Origin of the sequence: Pseudonocardia sp. TRM90224, from assembly GCF_021245725.1 — a bacterium.
Lineage (GTDB): Bacteria > Actinomycetota > Actinomycetes > Mycobacteriales > Pseudonocardiaceae > Pseudonocardia.
Window position 1 is genome coordinate 35,882 of sequence record NZ_JAJGSX010000032.1, and the last position, 16,114, is coordinate 51,995.

General features: G+C 70.7%; 15 protein-coding genes and 1 pseudogene. 5 read left to right on the forward strand and 11 right to left on the reverse strand.

What is annotated here, in order from left to right:
* The first annotated feature begins 37 nt into the window (after positions 1-37).
* The gene (locus tag LL648_RS45470; RefSeq protein ID WP_232666523.1) at positions 38-1,921 is read left to right on the forward strand and encodes a heparinase II/III domain-containing protein; all 1,884 of its coding nucleotides are present in this window, start codon (positions 38-40) and stop codon (positions 1,919-1,921) included.
* Complete coding sequence (locus LL648_RS32005) at positions 1,918-3,027, forward strand: substrate-binding domain-containing protein (RefSeq protein WP_232666524.1); 1,110 nt, start codon at positions 1,918-1,920, stop codon at positions 3,025-3,027. The genes LL648_RS45470 and LL648_RS32005 overlap by 4 nt, the downstream gene beginning before the upstream one ends.
* Positions 3,028-3,195: 168 nt before the next feature.
* On the opposite strand, the gene LL648_RS32010 is transcribed toward LL648_RS32005, so the two are convergent.
* Positions 3,196-3,786 (reverse strand): TetR/AcrR family transcriptional regulator, encoded by a 591-nt coding sequence (locus LL648_RS32010; protein WP_232666525.1) that lies wholly within the window; start codon positions 3,784-3,786, stop codon positions 3,196-3,198.
* Positions 3,787-3,865: 79 nt separating this feature from the next.
* Between LL648_RS32010 and LL648_RS32015 the strand changes: the two genes are divergently transcribed.
* Positions 3,866-5,029, forward strand: a complete 1,164-nt coding sequence (locus LL648_RS32015) for a TerC family protein (protein WP_232666526.1) — start codon at positions 3,866-3,868, stop codon at positions 5,027-5,029.
* Between the two features lie 106 nt (positions 5,030-5,135).
* On the opposite strand, the gene LL648_RS32020 is transcribed toward LL648_RS32015, so the two are convergent.
* From LL648_RS32020 to LL648_RS32040, 5 genes are read right to left on the reverse strand one after another with little or no spacing between them, the layout of a single operon-like run.
* Positions 5,136-6,260: a trans-sulfuration enzyme family protein gene (locus LL648_RS32020; protein ID WP_232666527.1), complete on the reverse strand. Its 1,125-nt coding sequence runs from the start codon at positions 6,258-6,260 to the stop codon at positions 5,136-5,138.
* Positions 6,260-7,471 (reverse strand): M20 family metallopeptidase, encoded by a 1,212-nt coding sequence (locus tag LL648_RS32025; RefSeq protein WP_232666528.1) that lies wholly within the window; start codon positions 7,469-7,471, stop codon positions 6,260-6,262. The genes LL648_RS32020 and LL648_RS32025 overlap by 1 nt, the downstream gene beginning before the upstream one ends.
* Positions 7,472-7,480: 9 nt before the next feature.
* A complete protein-coding gene (locus LL648_RS32030; RefSeq protein ID WP_308190420.1) occupies positions 7,481-8,230 on the reverse strand; it encodes an amino acid ABC transporter ATP-binding protein in 750 nt (249 codons plus the stop codon).
* A gap of 28 nt (positions 8,231-8,258) precedes the next feature.
* A complete protein-coding gene (locus LL648_RS32035) occupies positions 8,259-9,152 on the reverse strand; it encodes an amino acid ABC transporter permease (protein ID WP_232666529.1) in 894 nt (297 codons plus the stop codon).
* The gene (locus tag LL648_RS32040) at positions 9,149-10,102 is read right to left on the reverse strand and encodes an ABC transporter substrate-binding protein (protein ID WP_232666530.1); all 954 of its coding nucleotides are present in this window, start codon (positions 10,100-10,102) and stop codon (positions 9,149-9,151) included. The genes LL648_RS32035 and LL648_RS32040 overlap by 4 nt, the downstream gene beginning before the upstream one ends.
* Positions 10,103-10,239: 137 nt before the next feature.
* On the opposite strand from LL648_RS32040, the gene LL648_RS32045 reads away from it, so the two are divergent.
* Positions 10,240-10,995, forward strand: coding sequence for a FadR/GntR family transcriptional regulator (locus LL648_RS32045; protein WP_232666531.1), 756 nt, complete (start codon positions 10,240-10,242; stop codon positions 10,993-10,995).
* An 86-nt stretch (positions 10,996-11,081) separates the two neighbouring features.
* Here the strand turns inward: LL648_RS32045 and LL648_RS32050 are convergent, their stop codons facing one another.
* The 3 genes from LL648_RS32050 to LL648_RS32060 form a co-directional block, all read right to left on the reverse strand.
* A complete protein-coding gene (locus tag LL648_RS32050) occupies positions 11,082-11,612 on the reverse strand; it encodes a hypothetical protein (RefSeq protein WP_232666532.1) in 531 nt (176 codons plus the stop codon).
* 349 nt (positions 11,613-11,961) lie between these two features.
* Entirely contained in the window at positions 11,962-12,351 is a 390-nt protein-coding gene (locus tag LL648_RS32055) for a YciI family protein (protein ID WP_232666533.1), read from the reverse strand.
* A 285-nt stretch (positions 12,352-12,636) separates the two neighbouring features.
* Complete coding sequence (locus LL648_RS32060) at positions 12,637-13,320, reverse strand: TetR family transcriptional regulator C-terminal domain-containing protein (RefSeq protein ID WP_232666534.1); 684 nt, start codon at positions 13,318-13,320, stop codon at positions 12,637-12,639.
* Here LL648_RS32060 and LL648_RS32065 point away from each other — a divergent pair.
* Positions 13,319-14,809, forward strand: coding sequence for a carboxylesterase/lipase family protein (locus LL648_RS32065; RefSeq protein WP_232666535.1), 1,491 nt, complete (start codon positions 13,319-13,321; stop codon positions 14,807-14,809). The genes LL648_RS32060 and LL648_RS32065 overlap by 2 nt on opposite strands.
* Before the next feature lie 377 nt (positions 14,810-15,186).
* On the opposite strand, the gene LL648_RS32070 is transcribed toward LL648_RS32065, so the two are convergent.
* Both LL648_RS32070 and LL648_RS45870 read right to left on the reverse strand, forming a co-directional pair.
* Positions 15,187-15,591 (reverse strand): TetR-like C-terminal domain-containing protein, encoded by a 405-nt coding sequence (locus LL648_RS32070; RefSeq protein WP_232666536.1) that lies wholly within the window; start codon positions 15,589-15,591, stop codon positions 15,187-15,189.
* Positions 15,592-15,609: 18 nt separating this feature from the next.
* A pseudogene (locus LL648_RS45870) lies at positions 15,610-15,798 on the reverse strand (helix-turn-helix domain-containing protein); the annotation flags it as partial.
* Between the last annotated feature and the right edge of the window lie 316 nt (positions 15,799-16,114).

A 16,114-nucleotide genomic window follows, 5' to 3' on the forward strand; every position in this document is an offset into this window, starting at 1 on the left:
ACACAATCAAACGAATCGATCAGAAACGAACAGGGTCGTGCAGGCTCGATCTCATGATGTTGCCGACGGACATGCGCTGCGGGGCGGCGCGCTCGTCGCCGCCTGGCGCGACCGGGCACCGGCCGCGACGTCGGCCCTCTTCCCCGAAGAGTGGGGCGACGTGCCCAGCCGGATCTCGGAGTCGCTGACGGACGCCGTCGAGGCGGACCGGGCCGCGGGCTGGCCACCGGCCCTGCTGCGCGATTACGCCGCCTATCCCCGACGTGGCGAGCGGGTCCCGTACGAGGACGTCGTCCGCAGCCGCCTCGGGCGCATCGCCCGCGCGACCGCCCTCGCCGCGATCCGCCCGGCGACGGGCGCGATCGACGACGTCGCCGACGGCACATGGCTCGTGGCCGAGCAGAGCACGTGGTGCTGGCCCGCACACGACGACGCGTTCGAACGGACCGCTGGCGTTGTTCCCGCCCTGGACCGGCCCTACCTCGACCTCGGAGCGGCGGAGACCGCGGCGACCCTCGCCGTCGCCGCGCTGGTGCTCGGGGATCAGCTCGACGCCGCCTACCCGGGCCTGCTCGACCGGGTGACCACCGAGGTGCGCCACCGCGTCCTGGATCCCTTCCGGACCCGCCGCGACTGGCACTGGCTCGGCCTGGAGGGCAACGTCCACAACTGGAACCCGTGGATCCACGGCAACCTCGTCGTCACCGCCCTCGCTTTCGACCGGCCCGACCAGCAGGCCGAGACGCTGGGGATGTGCGTGGAGGGCATCGACCGCTACCTCGCGGCGCTTCCCGCGGACGGCGGCATCGACGAGGGCGGCGACTACTGGTGGCACGGCGCCTGCCGCGCGCTCGAAGCGCTCGATGTGCTCGACCGGGTCCACCGGATCGGGCTGTTCGACCTCGTCGCGGTCGACGAGCTGCTGTCCTTCCCCCACCGGATGCAGATATCGGCGCACTGGAACCTGTCGTTCGCCGACGCCGAACCCCGCCCGCGCGGCGAGGCGCCGTGGTTCCGGCTGCGCCGCTGGGGTGAACGGCGCGGCCTCGCCGACGTCGTCGCGCATGCGACGGCGCAAGCCACCGCAGCGCCCGTTCCGTTCGACTCCGGGGCGGCCCGGCTCCTCGACGCACTGCTGGATCCGGCGCCGATCCGGCTGCCGGACCCCTCGTTGCCACCGCCAACGCCACCGCCGCTGCCGCTGCCGCTGCCACTGACCGTCGAGCTCCGGTCGATCGGACTCGCAGCAGCCCGGGAGTGCGCCGGCAGCAGCGAAGGGCTCTTCGTCAGCATCAAGGCGGGGCACAACGGCCAGAACCACAACCACCTCGACCTCGGCGCCATCGAGATCGCGGTCGACGGAGTGCCGGTCGTCGTCGACGCCGGCCGGCCCACCTACGACGGGCGCACGTTCACGGCGCGCCGGTACGAGCTGTGGCCGATGCGCAGCGAGTGGCACTCCACCCTGCGCCCGCGCGGTCTCGACCAGGAGCCGGGAGAGCGGTGGGCGGCCCCGATCGACGGCGGCGACGACGGGACGCGCGCCGACTGGCACGTCGACCTGAGCCGCGCCTACCCGCTCGCCGCAGGCGAGCTGCTCACCCGGCAGGTCATGATGGACCGGACCAACGCGACCGTCACCGTGCACGACCGCTGGCGGCTGGACGGGGAGCAGGCGACCTCGGCCGTCCTGATCCTGCACGGCGAGGTGGCAATCGAACCGGGCGAGCTGCTCGTCCGACCACCGGGTGCCGGGCGAGGCCTGCGCATCAGCCACGACGCCGACCGCATCGAGGTCACCGAGCGCGCGCTCGACGATCCCTACCTCGTCTCCGCGTGGGGCCCCCGGCTCACCCGCGTGGAACTCGTCGTCGAATCCCGCCGGAGCGACCTCGTCCTGCACTCCCGGGCGGCGTCGTGACGGCCCGCCCGCCGGGGCCGGTGTTCGGCATCGCCCGGCGTGAACGAATCATGGAGGCGCTGCGCCGCACCGGAGCCGTCACGGTTCGCGACCTCGCTGTCGAGCTCGGCGTCACCGAGATCACCATTCGCCGCGACATCACCGCGCTCGCCGACCGCGGCCTCGTCACCCGCGTGCACGGAGGTGCGACGCTGCGCAGCGCCCTCGATACGAGCATCGCTCGCAACCCCGACGCCGCAGGCCCGGCGCTGTACCGGATCGGCATGGTCGTGCCTTCCCTCAGCTACTACTGGCCGCAGATCGTCAACGGGACCCGCGCCGCCGCCACCGCGGCCCGCGTGCAGCTGGTGCTGCGCGGCGCCTCGTACGATCCGGCCGACCAGCGCCGCCAGATCGCCGCGTTGCTCGAGTCGGGCGTGCACGGCCTGCTCGTCGCGCCGGAGGTGAGCGGCAGCGCCGGGCTCGCGATCCTCACCTGGCTCGACGCGCTCAGCGTGCCCGTCGTGCTCGTCGAGCGCCGGGCCCCGCACTCCGCGGCGCTGCGGCGGCTGGAGTGGGTGAGCACCGACCACGACTTCGGCGCGAAGATGGCCGTCCACCACCTGTACGAGCAGGGCCACCGGCGCATCGGCCTCGCCCTCGCCCGCGACTCGCCCACCGCCCCGCAACTGCGGCGGGGCTGGGAGCAGGCGCTGCTGCAGCTCGGGCTCGATACGGACGTCGTGACTGCGACGCTCCTCGACATCGAGGAGGCCACGGAGCGCGAGGCCCGCTTCGGGGAGATCGTTTCGACGTGCCGCGACACCGGTACGACGGCGCTGATCGTGCACGCCGATCCGCAGGCGATCCTGTTCGGGAACTACTGCGCCGACCACGGCATCGACATCCCCCGCGACCTCGCGATCGTGGCCTACGACGACGAGGTCGCCGAGAACGGGACCCCACCCATCAGCGCGCTGCGACCTGCGAAGGAGTACGTCGGTCGGCTCGCGCTCGAAACCATGATGACGCGGCTCAGGGAGGGCAGCAGCCGCCCGATCCAGCGGACGGTGGTACTGCCCGAGCTCGAGGTCCGCGCCTCCTCCATCGCGCAACGGACAGGCTGAGCCGACCCGTTCGACCGCGACGGCCGCTCCGCCACCGGCAGGGCGGGTCGCAAGATCGGCTCGATCAGCCACCGCACCACCGGGTTGAGCCGAGCTGCCATCGTCCTGGTCACCAGGGTGTGCTCGCCCACGGGTTCGCAGGCGGAGCTCGGGACGCAGCCGGCAGGGTCAGCCGGGACGGGCGTGGATCACGGGGAGCAGGACGCGGTCGACGAGTTGTTCCACGAATTCCTCGTCCTGCGGGTCGGGATCGGGATCGAGCAGCTGGTGCTGCAGCGTCATACCGCGGGTGACGTCCGCCAGCAGCATCGCGTCGACGCCCGGGGCGAGTTCGCCGCGCTCGACGGCCCGCGCCAGGATGACCTTCGTCAGCCGCGCCTCCTGCGCTCGCAACAGCTCCAGTGCGGCGGCGCCGAGCTCGCCGTGCAGTCCGACGGCGGCGAGCAGGCCGCGGAGCAGGGCGGGCGCTCCGGGATCGCGGCGCAGGTTCGCGATGAGGTCGCCGCGCAGGCTGCCGGTGTCGACGAGGGCGCCGGGGGACACGGCGGTGCGGGCGACGGCCCGCTGCAGCGCCGCCGTCATCAGCTCTTCCTTGCCCGACCACCGGCGGTAGATCGTCTTCGTGCTGGCCCGGGCGCGCTGGTGCACAGCGCTGACCGTCAGCCGGTCGTAGCCGACCTCGGCCAGCACCTCCAGTGCGGCGTCGAGGATCGCGGCCTCGCGCTGCGGGTCGGGTGGCCTGCCCGGTCTGCGTTCCACGTCACCATCCTGCCAGGAACGAAAAACGACACAGCGTCGTTTCCTAAGGGACTGCCGTCGGAGGAGGAAGCTTGTGGACGTGTCCGCCCTGGTGTGGGGCCTGACGATCGCCGGGATCGTCGGACTCCTGCTGTTCGACTTCGTGTTCCACGTGCGCAAGGCGCACACGCCCACGCTGCGCGAGGCCGCGATCTGGTCGTCCATTTACGTCGGGCTGGCCATCGTGTTCGGCTTCGGCGTGTGGTACTTCGGTGGCGCCGCGATGGGGACCGAGTACTTCGCCGGCTATGTCACCGAGAAGGCGTTGAGCGTCGACAACCTCTTCGTCTTCCTCGTGATCATGGCGAGCTTCAAGGTGCCGCGCGCCGACCAGCAGAAGGTGCTGCTGTTCGGCATCGTGTTCGCGCTGATCGCCCGCAGCGCGTTCATCTTCGCCGGGGTCGCGCTGATCAACACGTTCTCGTGGGTCTTCTACCTCTTCGGCGCCATCTTGCTGTGGACGGCCGTCAGCCTGCTGCGCGAGGACGATGAGGGCACGGAGGCGGACAACTTCGTCATCCGCTTCGCCCGCCGACACCTCCGCACATCCGAGCACTACGATGGCGACAAGCTGTTCACGGTCGAGAACGGCCGCCGGGTGCTCACTCCGATGCTGCTGGTCATGGTCGCCATCGGTGGCACCGACCTGCTGTTCGCGCTCGACTCGATCCCGGCGATCTTCGGCCTGACGTCGGACGCGTACATCGTGTTCACCGCCACGGCGTTCTCACTGATGGGTCTGCGTCAGCTGTTCTTCCTCATCGACGGTTTGCTCGACCGGCTCGTCTACCTGTCCTACGGCCTTGCCACGATCCTCGGGTTCATCGGCGTCAAGCTCGTGCTGCACGCGCTGCACGAGAACTCCTTGCCGTTCGTCAACGGCGGGCAGCCGTTGCCGGTGTGGGAGATCAGCACGGGGCTCTCGCTGGCGGTCATCGTCGGGGTACTGGCGATCACCGTGATCGCGTCGCTGATCAGCCCGGCAGGGAGAGCGAAGACCGTCGAGACGACGTTGCGCAAGCACGCCCGCAACGCCGTCGACGAGGAGCTGCCGGAAGCCGACCGGGCCGTTGCCTACCGCGCCCTGGTAGAAGCCGAACGACTCGTCCCGGCGCTGCCCGGCAAGGGCCGGGCAGCGATCCAGGAGCATGAGGAACTGGCAGCGCTCGTCGCGTCGGCGCACCGACAGCACGCGGAGGTCTGATCGCCTGGCCGTCCGGCGGGAGGCTCCGCCGTGGACCTGTCGTTCCCGCAGGCCGACGAGCACTGGACCGGTGATCAGCCGGCGAGTCCGAGCCGCGCGCAGGTTGTCAGAGAGCAGCGTTGAGGGCGCTTTCCAGGTCGGTCTCGAGGTCGGTCGGGTCCTCGATGCCCACGGAGATGCGCAGGACGTCGGGCTCGTCGATCCAGTCGACGAGGCTGGCGGTGTCGCCGAGGCTGGTCGCGCGCACGATCAGCGCGAACGCGTCGTAGACGGCGGCCTTGCGCGCGGGTTCGCGCAGTCGGATCGAGAGCATGCCGCCGAACCCGGCGCCGCCGGTCAGGCGCATCGCCCGCTCGCGGTTCGGGCCGGGCAGGCCGGGGTAGGCCACGTGCGCGACGGCCGGGTGTGCGACCGCAACCTGGGCGAGGCGCTGCGCCGATGCCGACGCGCGGGTCATCCGCAGCGGCAGCGTGCGCATGCCGTCGATGATCGCGGCAGCGGTGTGCGGGCTGATCGTCGACCCGAGAGTGCGGCGCAGCGCCGCGACCCGTGCCACGAGTTCCTCCCCGCCCGCCACCGCGCCCGCGACAGCCCGCCCGTGCCCGGACAGGTACTTCGTGGCGCTCTGCACGACGAGGTCGGCGCCCAGCTCTATCGGCCGCACCAGCACGGGCGAGGCGAACGTGTTGTCGACGACGACGGGGACGCCGCGCTCGTGCGCCGCCGCGACCAGCGCGGGCACGTCGAGCACGTCCAGGCCCGGGTTGGTGAACGTCTCGAAGAAGACCGCGCGGGTGTCGGGCCGGAGCGCGGCCGGCAATGCCGCCGGCGCGCGGAAGTCGGCGAAGGTGACGGTCGCGCCGAACGCGGGGAGGTCGTGCTCCAGCAGGTCCCGGGTGGCGATGAACAGCTGGTCGGAGGCCACCACGTGGCCACCGCCGCGCAGCAGCGCGAGCAGCGTGGTGCTGATCGCCGCCATCCCCGAGGCGAACGCCAGCGCCCGCGGCGCCGAGTCGGCGTCGGCCAGCACCTTCTCCAGGGACGCAACGGTCGGGTTCTGCAGGCGCGTGTAGAACAGCGTGCCGGCCGGGTCGGCGACGGCGCGAGTGTGCGCCACGTGGTCGTCCAGCACGAACGCCGCCGTGTCGAAAACGGGGGTGCCGACGGCGCCGAGCGGGTGCGGCCCCGCCCCGTGCACCAGCCGGGTCGCCAGGTCGTGCTCCTCCCCCATCACACGGCCCCGAGCAGCGCCGGCACGTCCACCACTCCACCGGCCGCCGCGAACTCCGCGGCGACCTGCTGCCGCAGTCCTGCGTCGACGAGCACGTCCACCGCGGTGCGGGCCAACCCCACCGCCCCGTCGACGACCGCACGGTCACCGCGCGATGAGACCGCGCATGCCGCGAAACCCTCGGTGTGCGGAGCGACGTCCGCGTCCGAGATCGCGACGAACGGGTGGATGGCGGGCACCCGCAGGCTCACGTTGCCCAGATCGGTGGAGCCGCCACGCGGCCCGTCCGGCACGACGGCACGCCCGCGCGCGGCCATGTGCGCCTGGAACCGCGTGGCCAGCGCGGTGTTGCTGCGGATCGGCAGGCAGGGCTGGATGCGGTCCCACACGGCGTCCAGTCGGGTCTCGGTGATCATCGCTGCACCCTGGAGGATGCGCTGCACCCGCCGGCTGAGCTCGACCAGCGTCTCGACCTCCGGCGAGCGGACCAAGAGCCGCAGCGACGCCCGCGCCGGAACCACGTTCGCCACCTGCCCACCCTCGGTGATCACGCCGTGGACGCGGTCCTCGGGCGGGATGTGCTGGCGCAGCGCCGCCACGCCCTGGTATGCGGCCACGACGGCGTCGAGCGCGTTGCGCCCGGCCTCGGGTCGCGCCGACGCGTGCGCCGGCACGCCGTGGTAGGTCGCCTCGACCGAGCGCAGCCCGATGGCCCGCCCGTTCGCGACATCGTGGTCACCGGGGCCCGGGTGCAGCATCACTACGGCGTCGAGCCCGTCGAAGGCGCCGGCCCGCGCCATGATCTCCTTGCCGCTGCCGTTCTCCTCGGCCGGCGTGCCGTAGAGCACGACCGAGCCGCCGGTCTCCGCGACGACCTCGGCCACGCCGAGGAACGCGCCCACCGCCGCGGACCCGATCACGTTGTGCCCGCACGCGTGGCCGATGCCCGGCAGCGCGTCGTACTCGGCGAGGATCCCCACGCGCGGGCCCACCCCGCCAGCCCTCGCACGGAAGGCCGTGTCGAGGCCGTAGCACCCGACCTCGACGTCGTGCGGAGCCAGCGCTCGGACGATCGCGGTCACCGACTCGTGCTCGGCGAATCCGAGCTCGGCCGCGGCATGGATCTCGTGGCTCAGCGCCACGAGCCGGTCGGCCAATGCCTCGATCCGGGCCGCTGCCCGGGTCCCGGCCCGCTCCCCCAGCTGCTGCATCCGTACTCCTCAGAGGACCTTCGCCAGGAAGGCCCGCGTGCGATCGTGGGTGGGCGCGCCGATGACCTGCTCGGGTGGCCCCTGCTCGACGATCAGGCCGTCGTCGAGGAACACCGCCCGCGTCGCGACGTTGCGGGCGAACCCCATCTCATGGGTCACCACGATCATCGTCATGCCCGACGCCGCGAGGTCGCGCATCACGTCGAGGACCTCCCCGACCAGCTCCGGATCCAGCGCCGAGGTCGGCTCGTCGAACAGCATCAGAGCCGGCTCCATCGCCAACGCCCTCGCGATCGCGACCCGCTGCTGCTGCCCGCCCGACAGCTGCCCCGGATAGGCGTCGGCCTTCGCGCTGAGCCCGACCCGCTCGAGCAGCGTCCGCGCCGCGGCCTGCGCAGCGGCGCGCCCGACCCGCTTGACCCGCACCGGTGCGAGCGTGACGTTGTCCAGCACCGTCATGTGCGGGAACAGGTTGAACTGCTGGAACACCATGCCGATCCGGGAGCGGCGCTCCGCGACCTCGGTCGGGGCCGCCTCGTGCACCCGCCCATCGCGGACGTTCCCGCCCACGAGCATCCCGTCGACCAGCACGAACCCGCGATCAGGCTGCTCGAGGTGGTTGATGCAGCGCAGCATCGTCGACTTGCCCGACCCGGAGGCGCCGAGCAGGCACACCACCTCGCCGCGACCGATCGTCAGGTCGATGCCCTGCAGCACCTCGATCGGGCCGAAGCTCTTGTGCAGATCGCGGATCTCCACGATCGGAGGGTCCGCACGCAGGGCAGGCTCAGGCACGGTCGTCCTCCAGCCTGCTGATCCCGCGGCCGAAGCGGCGTTCGAGGCGGGACTGCCCGTAGGTCAGCAACGTGGTGAGCGCGAGGTACCAGATGCTCGCGACGAGCAGCAACGCGATCTGGCGGTAGTTGCGGGCGTAGATCTCGGTGACCGAGCCGAGGAGGTCGGCGACCCCGATGACCAGCACCACCGACGTCATCTTCAGCATCGAGATGACCTGGTTGCCGATCGGCGGGATGATCACCCGCATCGCCTGCGGGAGGATCACGAACCGCAGCGTCTCCGCGTGCCCCAGACCCAGCGTCCGGGCCGCCTCCGTCTGCCCCGACGGCACGCTCAGCAACCCGCCCCGCACGATCTCTGCCATGTAGGCCGCCTCGTTGAGCCCCAGCCCCAGCACAGCTGCCGCGAAGATCGGGACAACCGCGTTGGTGTCCCAGCTGACCAGGAACAGACCACCAGGCAAGCCGATCCCGACCCGCGGGAACAGCGACGCGGCGAACCCCCAGAACAACACCTGCACCAGCACCGGGGTGCCACGGAAGAACCAGATGTAGGACCAGGCCGCGCCGCGGGCCAGCCCGCTGCGCGACTGCCGCAGCACCGCCAGCACCACACCCAGCACCAGACCGATCACCATCGCGTAGACGGTCAGCTCGAGCGTCACCAGCACGCCTTCGAGCACGTTGGTGTCGAACAGGTACCGCGCCACGATCGGCCAGTCGAAGTTCGGGTTGACCACCAGTTCGACAACGGCGGCGACGACGAGCAGCGCCACCACGACGTTGAGCAGGGTCGCGCCGATCCGGCGGCGCCGCACAAGGCGGGTGTCGGCCATCCCGGCCAACTGCTCGGCGTCGACGCGCATGGCAGCGCCGGTCGTCACGTCGGCTCCGCCGGGTTCACCTCGGCGGCCGGCACCGCGCTGGCCGAGATGCCCCAGCGGTCGAGGATGTTGGCGTAGGTGCCGTCGGCGATGAGCGCGTTGTAGGTGGCCGCCAGCGCATCCGCGAGTTCGGTGGCGTCCTTCGGCGTGGCGACGCCGACCGGCCGCGGCGCGATCAGGATCGACGAGATCGCCTCGAACAGTTCGGGCTGCACGCGGGCCTGGTAGGCGGTGAGGGTGTTGTCGGCGAGCGCAGCGTCTGCACGGCCGGTGGCCAGCGCCTGGTTGACGTTGGTCTGCTGTGGGATGAGCAGCGGGACGATCACGGGCCTACCGGCCGTCGCACATTCGGCCTGAAGGTTCTCCAGCACGGTTTGAGCCTGGAAGGTGCCGGTCTGCGCGGTCACGGTGCGTCCGCACAGGTCCGTCGCCGCCGCGATGCCTGCCGCGTTGCCCTTCTTCACCAGCACCGAAGTGCCGCCGTTCATGAACGTGACGATGTTGAGCACCTGGAGCCGCTCGGCCGACACGTTCCATCCGGACCAGCTGGCGTCGAACCGGTGCGCCTTGAGCCCGGCCAGCATGCCGTCGAAGGGCACCTCGACCCACTTCACGTCGAGGCCGGTCTTGGCCTTCACCGCGGCCGCGAAGTCCGCGCTGATGCCGACGATCGTGCCCTGCGCGTCCTTGAACGTGCTGGGCGGGTACGTCGGGTCGGCGGCCAGGGTGAGCACCCCGGACGCACGGATCGCGTCGGGGAACCGCGCGAGCAGCCCGTCGTCCTGCTGCCCCTTGATCTGCAGGGGGATCTCCGGCATTCCGGACCGCTCCACCCCCCGGCCGGCGGCGTGTTCCGCGCCGGGGTCGTTGCTGCATGCAGCGGTCCCGATGACCGCGAGCGCCGCGGCGGCGAGCATCGCCGCGCGCACCCTCCAGTGCCGTCGTCTCACGTCCACTCCTCACGTGGCAGGTCGCCGGCGACACCGGCGAGTGGCGCTGAGTGGACGGAAAGATAATACTTATGATTCTTCGTTGCAAGGTAGTCCGAACACGGACTACCTTGGGCAAGATCGGGAGGGGGACATGGATGGGCAGGCTCAGCGAGCAGGTGGTGGCGTCGATGCGCCGCTCGATCGTGCACAACGAGTGGGCGGCGGGCAGCCGGCTGCCCACCGCCGAGGCCCTCGCGGAGTCGCTGGGGGTCTCCCGCAGCGTCGTCCGCGACGCACTGCGCACCCTGTCCTCGATGGGACTGGTCGAGGTCCGGCACGGGCACGGGATCTTCGTGGCCGTCCCCCGCGACGACGTCCTGACCACCGCATTGACCCTGCGCATGCAGCGTTCCGACCTCACGATCGGTGACGTACTCGAGGCCCGCGTCGCACTGGAGTCGACGCTCGCCGCGGAGGCCGCGCACACCGGCGGCCCGGAGACCTGGAAGCCGATACGGGCACACCTGGGGGCGTTCGAGGACGCCGTGCGGGCCGCCGACTGGCCCGTCGCGCACGCCGAGCACCTGCGCTTCCACCTCGGCATCGTGCGGGCCCTCGGCCTGCCGGCCCTGGAGCTGCTGATCGAACCCCTGCAGGAGCTGATCATCATCAGCTCCATACCGCCGAACCCGGAGAGCGGCGAGCAGTGGGGCATCGGCTCGCACGACCGGATCATCGAGGCGCTCGAGAACGGCGACCCGGGGGCGGCGCGCGCGGCCGTGCGCGAGCACTTCGCCTACACACGGTCGCCGTGGTACGTCGAGTACGGGCGCACCCTGTTCCGCGACGTGCAGATCGCCCACGAACGGCGCGCGAGCAACGCGCGACCGGGCATCACGAACGCTCGATGAACCGCCGCGCCGTTCGGCGTGCCGGTCATCGAAGACCAGCGTTCTGCGCGCCAGGTGATTCCGCGATCAGCGATCGCGATGAACGATCACCAAGGCCAGCGTCCAGCGACGGCGTCGACGGTGTCCTCCATCGACACCACGACGAAGTCCAGGTCGGAGTCGCAGAAAGCGAGGGTCGGCCCCGCAACGGAGACCAGCTCCACGACCGCCGACAGAACTGCGGCGCCGGCCGGCTTGCGGAACGAGACACATCCGATCCGTACGTCCGGCGCAAGCGGACCGGTGTCACGTTCGTCTGCGCGATGGAGAGAGATCTCCCCAAGGTCGTGCCCACCGATGGCGTCGCACTCGGCCGGCATCTGGCACGACGGGAGGATGGAGCTCTGGTCGATGCCCTCGATGTCGAACCAGGGCGTTCCGTGGCCGCCCGACCGACGGAGTGCGCTGACCACGTCCGCAGCCGTCGGCAGGTCGCTCGGTCCGGGGGCCAGATCCAGCCTTCCGAACACACGTCCCGATCCGATCCAGTCCCGCCCGCCATCCATAGCCAACGCGTGGTGCAACGGCATCGCGAAGATCGACCAACTCAAGCCCATCTTGGCGAGATCACCACACATGCCCGGATCGAGGTCGACAGAATCAGGGGTGCCAACACGTTCGTATGCTTGTCCCCCTGGAAGCACAGGAAGTTGGCAGATTTGGACGAGGCCGACGATGCGTGGTACGGCGGCTTGTGCTGACTACTTGCGGAAGATTCGGGACGCTGCTCAACGTGAAAGGTTCGTGTACCCCCGGCTTGTGAGCCGGCCGTGGTGACGGTCGTCGAAGCGGGCGTCAGGGGTGACCCGTCCGGCAGCCCGGGACCTGGTTCGTAAGGACCCACTATCTCGACCGAGCCGTGGCACGAGAACACCCGCCGAACCCTACGACGGTTCGGCGGGTGTTCTCGGGTCGGGATCGGGAGGCCTACTCCGGCGCGGACTGCAGGGCGCGGACCTCGATCCGGGACTGCAGGGCGGCCGAGCACTGCTCGGCCCATACGAGTGCCGCCTCCTGGTCGGCCGCTTCGATGATCCAGAAGCCGCCCACGTACTGGTCGGCCTTCACGAACGGCTCCGGGGTACGCGCAGGACCGGCGCTCGTCGTCTCGACCGTGATCGCGGTCGACGAGGGCTCCAAACCGCCCGCAGTGACGAACGCACCGGCCTCGTTCAGGTCGGTGTTGAACTTTTCCACCGCGGCCATCACTGCTTCCAGCTCCGCGGGGTCCAAGTCCTGCAACGACTCCATTGTCGGCTCACAGGCGGTGTCATGCGGAAGGGTCAGGAAGTACTGGGTCATGGGACGCTGCTCCATCTCGAAACGTTGACGAACGGGTGTGGGGTTCTGAGAGCCGGAGCCGCGGCGAACAATGCGGCAGTCCGCCCGAGTCGGCGAGCGGGATCCCCGCGGCCGGGAGCGTGGCGATCCGGGCGCTGTACGGCCCGGATGATCACCGAGATCGGCCAGGTCGCCGCCGCGAGGGGCATCAGATCGATGAGGGTGTCCCCGCACGGCCGCTCCTTCATCGACCTCCGGGCCATCCGCAACCGCTCGGGAGTCTCCGGAGGGGTGGGCATATCGACCCGATCCGGGGGCAGGTCACACATTGCTGAACAGCCGGTCCAGATGCACGTCGATCGCAGCGAGCGCGTCCTGGGGCTCGACAACGTCGAGTTCGAGCAGGGAGGTGAAGCCGGTGAGGGCGAGGAGCAGGTTGGTCTCGATCGCCGGGTCGCGGCCGGAGTCGATGTGCCCGTCGGCGATCGCCTGCCGGACCAACTGCTCGACGAGGGCCCGCCCTTCGACGAGGCCGCGGCGCGCCTGCTCGTGGACGGCCTCGTCGTGCAGCGCCTCCAGGATGTAGGCGGCGCTCATCCGGCTGGTCGCGCGGGCGTCGGCATGCAGGGGGAGCATCTCCGCGAGCGTCAGTCGCAGCACGTCACGGGGGTGCGGACCATCGCCGAGCTTTTCCAGCTCCTGGTGCAGCCGCGCCGAGGTCTGCTCGGACGCGAAATCCATGGCGAAGGAGAGCATGGCGGTCCGGGAGGCGAAGTAGTGCTGCAGCTGCCCTAGTGACATGCCCGCCTCCTGTGCCACGACGCGCATCGTCAGCTGCGCGACGCCGCGCTGCTCCACCACCCGCCACAAAGCGCGGGCGATCGCTTCGCGGCGTCCGCGGTGATCAACCTGCTTCGGCATCGCCGACCCCTCGGAACTGTTCCAGTACAGCTGACATAATACAGCTGACCCATAACTTCGGGTCTCTGGGGGAGGAATCGTCATGGTCGAACAGCCGAAGGTGCGGACCAGGGAAGGCGTGGTGCAGGGGCGCCGGCGGCAGGGACACGCGGTGTTCCGCGGCATTCCCTACGCCCAGCCCCCGGTCGGAGCGCTCCGCTTCGCCGCGCCCGCGCCGCCGCACCGATGGGAGGGGACGAGGCAGGCGGTCGACTTCGGCCCCGTGGTGCCGCTGTCCCTGCCGATCGACGTGCCCCCGCAGGGCTCCGACTGGCTGACGCTCAACGTCGGCACCCCGGATCCCGGCGCGGCGGGACTGCCGGTGCTGGTGTGGATCCCGGTGGGCGGCTACCTCTCGGCGGCGTCGAGCGACCCGATGTACGACCCGGCGAAGTTGGCCGAGGCGGGAGTCGTGGTGGTGAGCATCAACTGCCGCGTGGGCGCGGAGGGATTCGCGTTCCTCGACGACGTGCCGCCCAACCGCGGACTCCTCGACCAGATCGCGGCGCTGGAGTGGGTGCAGCGCAACATCGCCGCCTTCGGAGGCGACCCCGGCCGGGTCACCGTGGGCGGGGTGTCTGCCGGGGCGGGCTCGGTCGCTGCCCTGCTGGCGATGAAGTCCACGCGTGGCTTGTTCCGGCGGGCCATCACCCATTCGGTGCCGGGGCTGCACAGCACGCCCGCGCTGGCCCGGCAGGTCACCGCCGCGTTCGCGGACCGGGTCGGCGCGGCGGCCCCCACCGCGGAGGCCCTGCGCGACATCGACCCATGGCACCTGGCCGCCGAGCTCACCGCCTTCAACGCCGGCCTCCACGCGCACCGGAAGAGCTGGGGACGCCTCACGGAGACCGGCACCGCGCTGTGCCCCGTCGTCGACGGCGCGGTCCTCCCTGAATCGCCGTGGCCCGCGCTGACCGACGCCCGCGCGGGCGGGACCGAACTGCTCGTCGGCCACACCCGGGATGAATTCCGGTACTTCAGCGTCATGAGCGGACGGTCCGGCACCTTCACCGACGAGGACGCCGACGCAGCCCTGGAACTGCTCGCTCCGCAGCCGGACGGCGCGCGGGCATACCGCGCCGAGTTCCCGCAGGCAGGCCCGGAGGAGCTGGTGGAGACCGTGTACTCCGACGCCCTCTTCCGCATGCCAACGCAGAAGCTCGCCGAGGCGAACGTCGCAGCCGGCGGCACCTCGTACCTGTTCGAACTCTGCTGGGTCGCCCCGGCCCTCGGTGGCATCCTGGGCGCCTGTCACAGCCTCGACGTACCCCTGGCGTTCGGCACCCTGGACAGCCCCGTCGGCACCCAGCTCATCGGCGGGGAGCCCACTGCCGAGGCCGTCGCGATCTCCCGCGAACTCCAGGAGGCATGGGTCCGATTCATCACCACCGGCGACGCGGGCTGGCCCGCCCACCGGCCCGGCGAGCGCCTCACCCGCGTCCTGGACAACGAATCGACGACTCAGACCTACCCCGAACAGGCATCTCACCGGATCTGGGAGGGCCACTCCCCCGCCCCCTTCGATCTCCCGTAATCGCCCGTGAGCGTCGCTGCCCACGCGGGCCAGCGCCTCGGCGTGCTCGCTCCGCCCCACCGACAGCAATCTTGGTAGCGGCCCGGAGGTGGCCGCTGCTACGAGGCCGCCGACGACACCGTGCCGACGAAGTGTCTTTCTCGCGCGGCCAACGGGCGCGCAGAGCCTTGAGCAGGCCGAGGAACTCGATCCGGCATTTGCGATCTCTGATCCGGTGAACAGCTTGCCGGGGGCCAGATCGAGCGCGGCCAGGACGTGCATCACCGCGGGCGTGCGGGTGCAAGTCACCCGCTACCGTCGCCGATGCTGTGGCCGCCAGCTTTGCCCCAATGGCCAGCTGTCTGTGCCCCCGGTGCACACGAGGCCCGTGCGCGTGGTCAGTCCGATCGACTGAGCGTTCCGGCACGAGCGGCTGCCAGCGCAGCAGCCGCAGCCCGCGCAGCCACCACGTCGTCGAGCGGTTCGTGGGTGACGAGCATCCGGTAGTAGAGCGGAGCACCGAGCGCGCGGATCACTTCCACCGGGTCGACCTCCGAGGGGAGCTCTCCACGATCGATGCCGCGCCGCACGGCTATGGCCGCCCGTTCGTTGCGCTCGGCCCAAAACTCACGCATGCCGGCAGCCGTGTCGGGATTGTGGACGGACTCGGCGACGAGTGCCAGCACCATCGCCCCGGACGTCCCGGAGAAGAACTTCACGATCTCGATCGCGAGCACCCGCAGGTCCTCGTCGACAGACCCGCTGTCCGCCAGCGGGATCGCAGCGCCCGCAACCTCCCGCATCAGTTCCATCATCAAACCGGCGGTGTCGCGCCATCGCCGGTAGACGGTGCTCTTCGCGACTCCAGCCGCGTCCGCGACACGCTCGATGGTCAGGGCGTCGTACCCGTCCGCAGCGAGCAGACCACGGGTAGCGCTGACAACGGCCTGGCGTACCCGCTCGGTACGGCCCTGAGGGCGGAGCGTGCCCGGCGGCGGTCGATGGACCATCAAACAAAACTCCGGTTGCGTTAGCTGTCACTGGTTGGATACTCTCCCACACTAACGCTCCGAGCGTTTCATTAGGTTCTCGGAACCACCTCCTCCCGTCCAGCGTTCAAGCCCCAGAGGGAAGACGCATGAGCAGATCTGCGCCGCCCACAGCCAGCACACCGGACACCGACGACGTCGTACACATCGGACTGCCGCCCGCGAGGGCTCCCAGCCGGCCGATCGACGATGACGCCAGCGACCAGCAGACGAGCATCGACCGTCCGCCTCCAGGCTGGTACGGCAGGCTGCGTTCGACACGGCAGATCCTGACCAC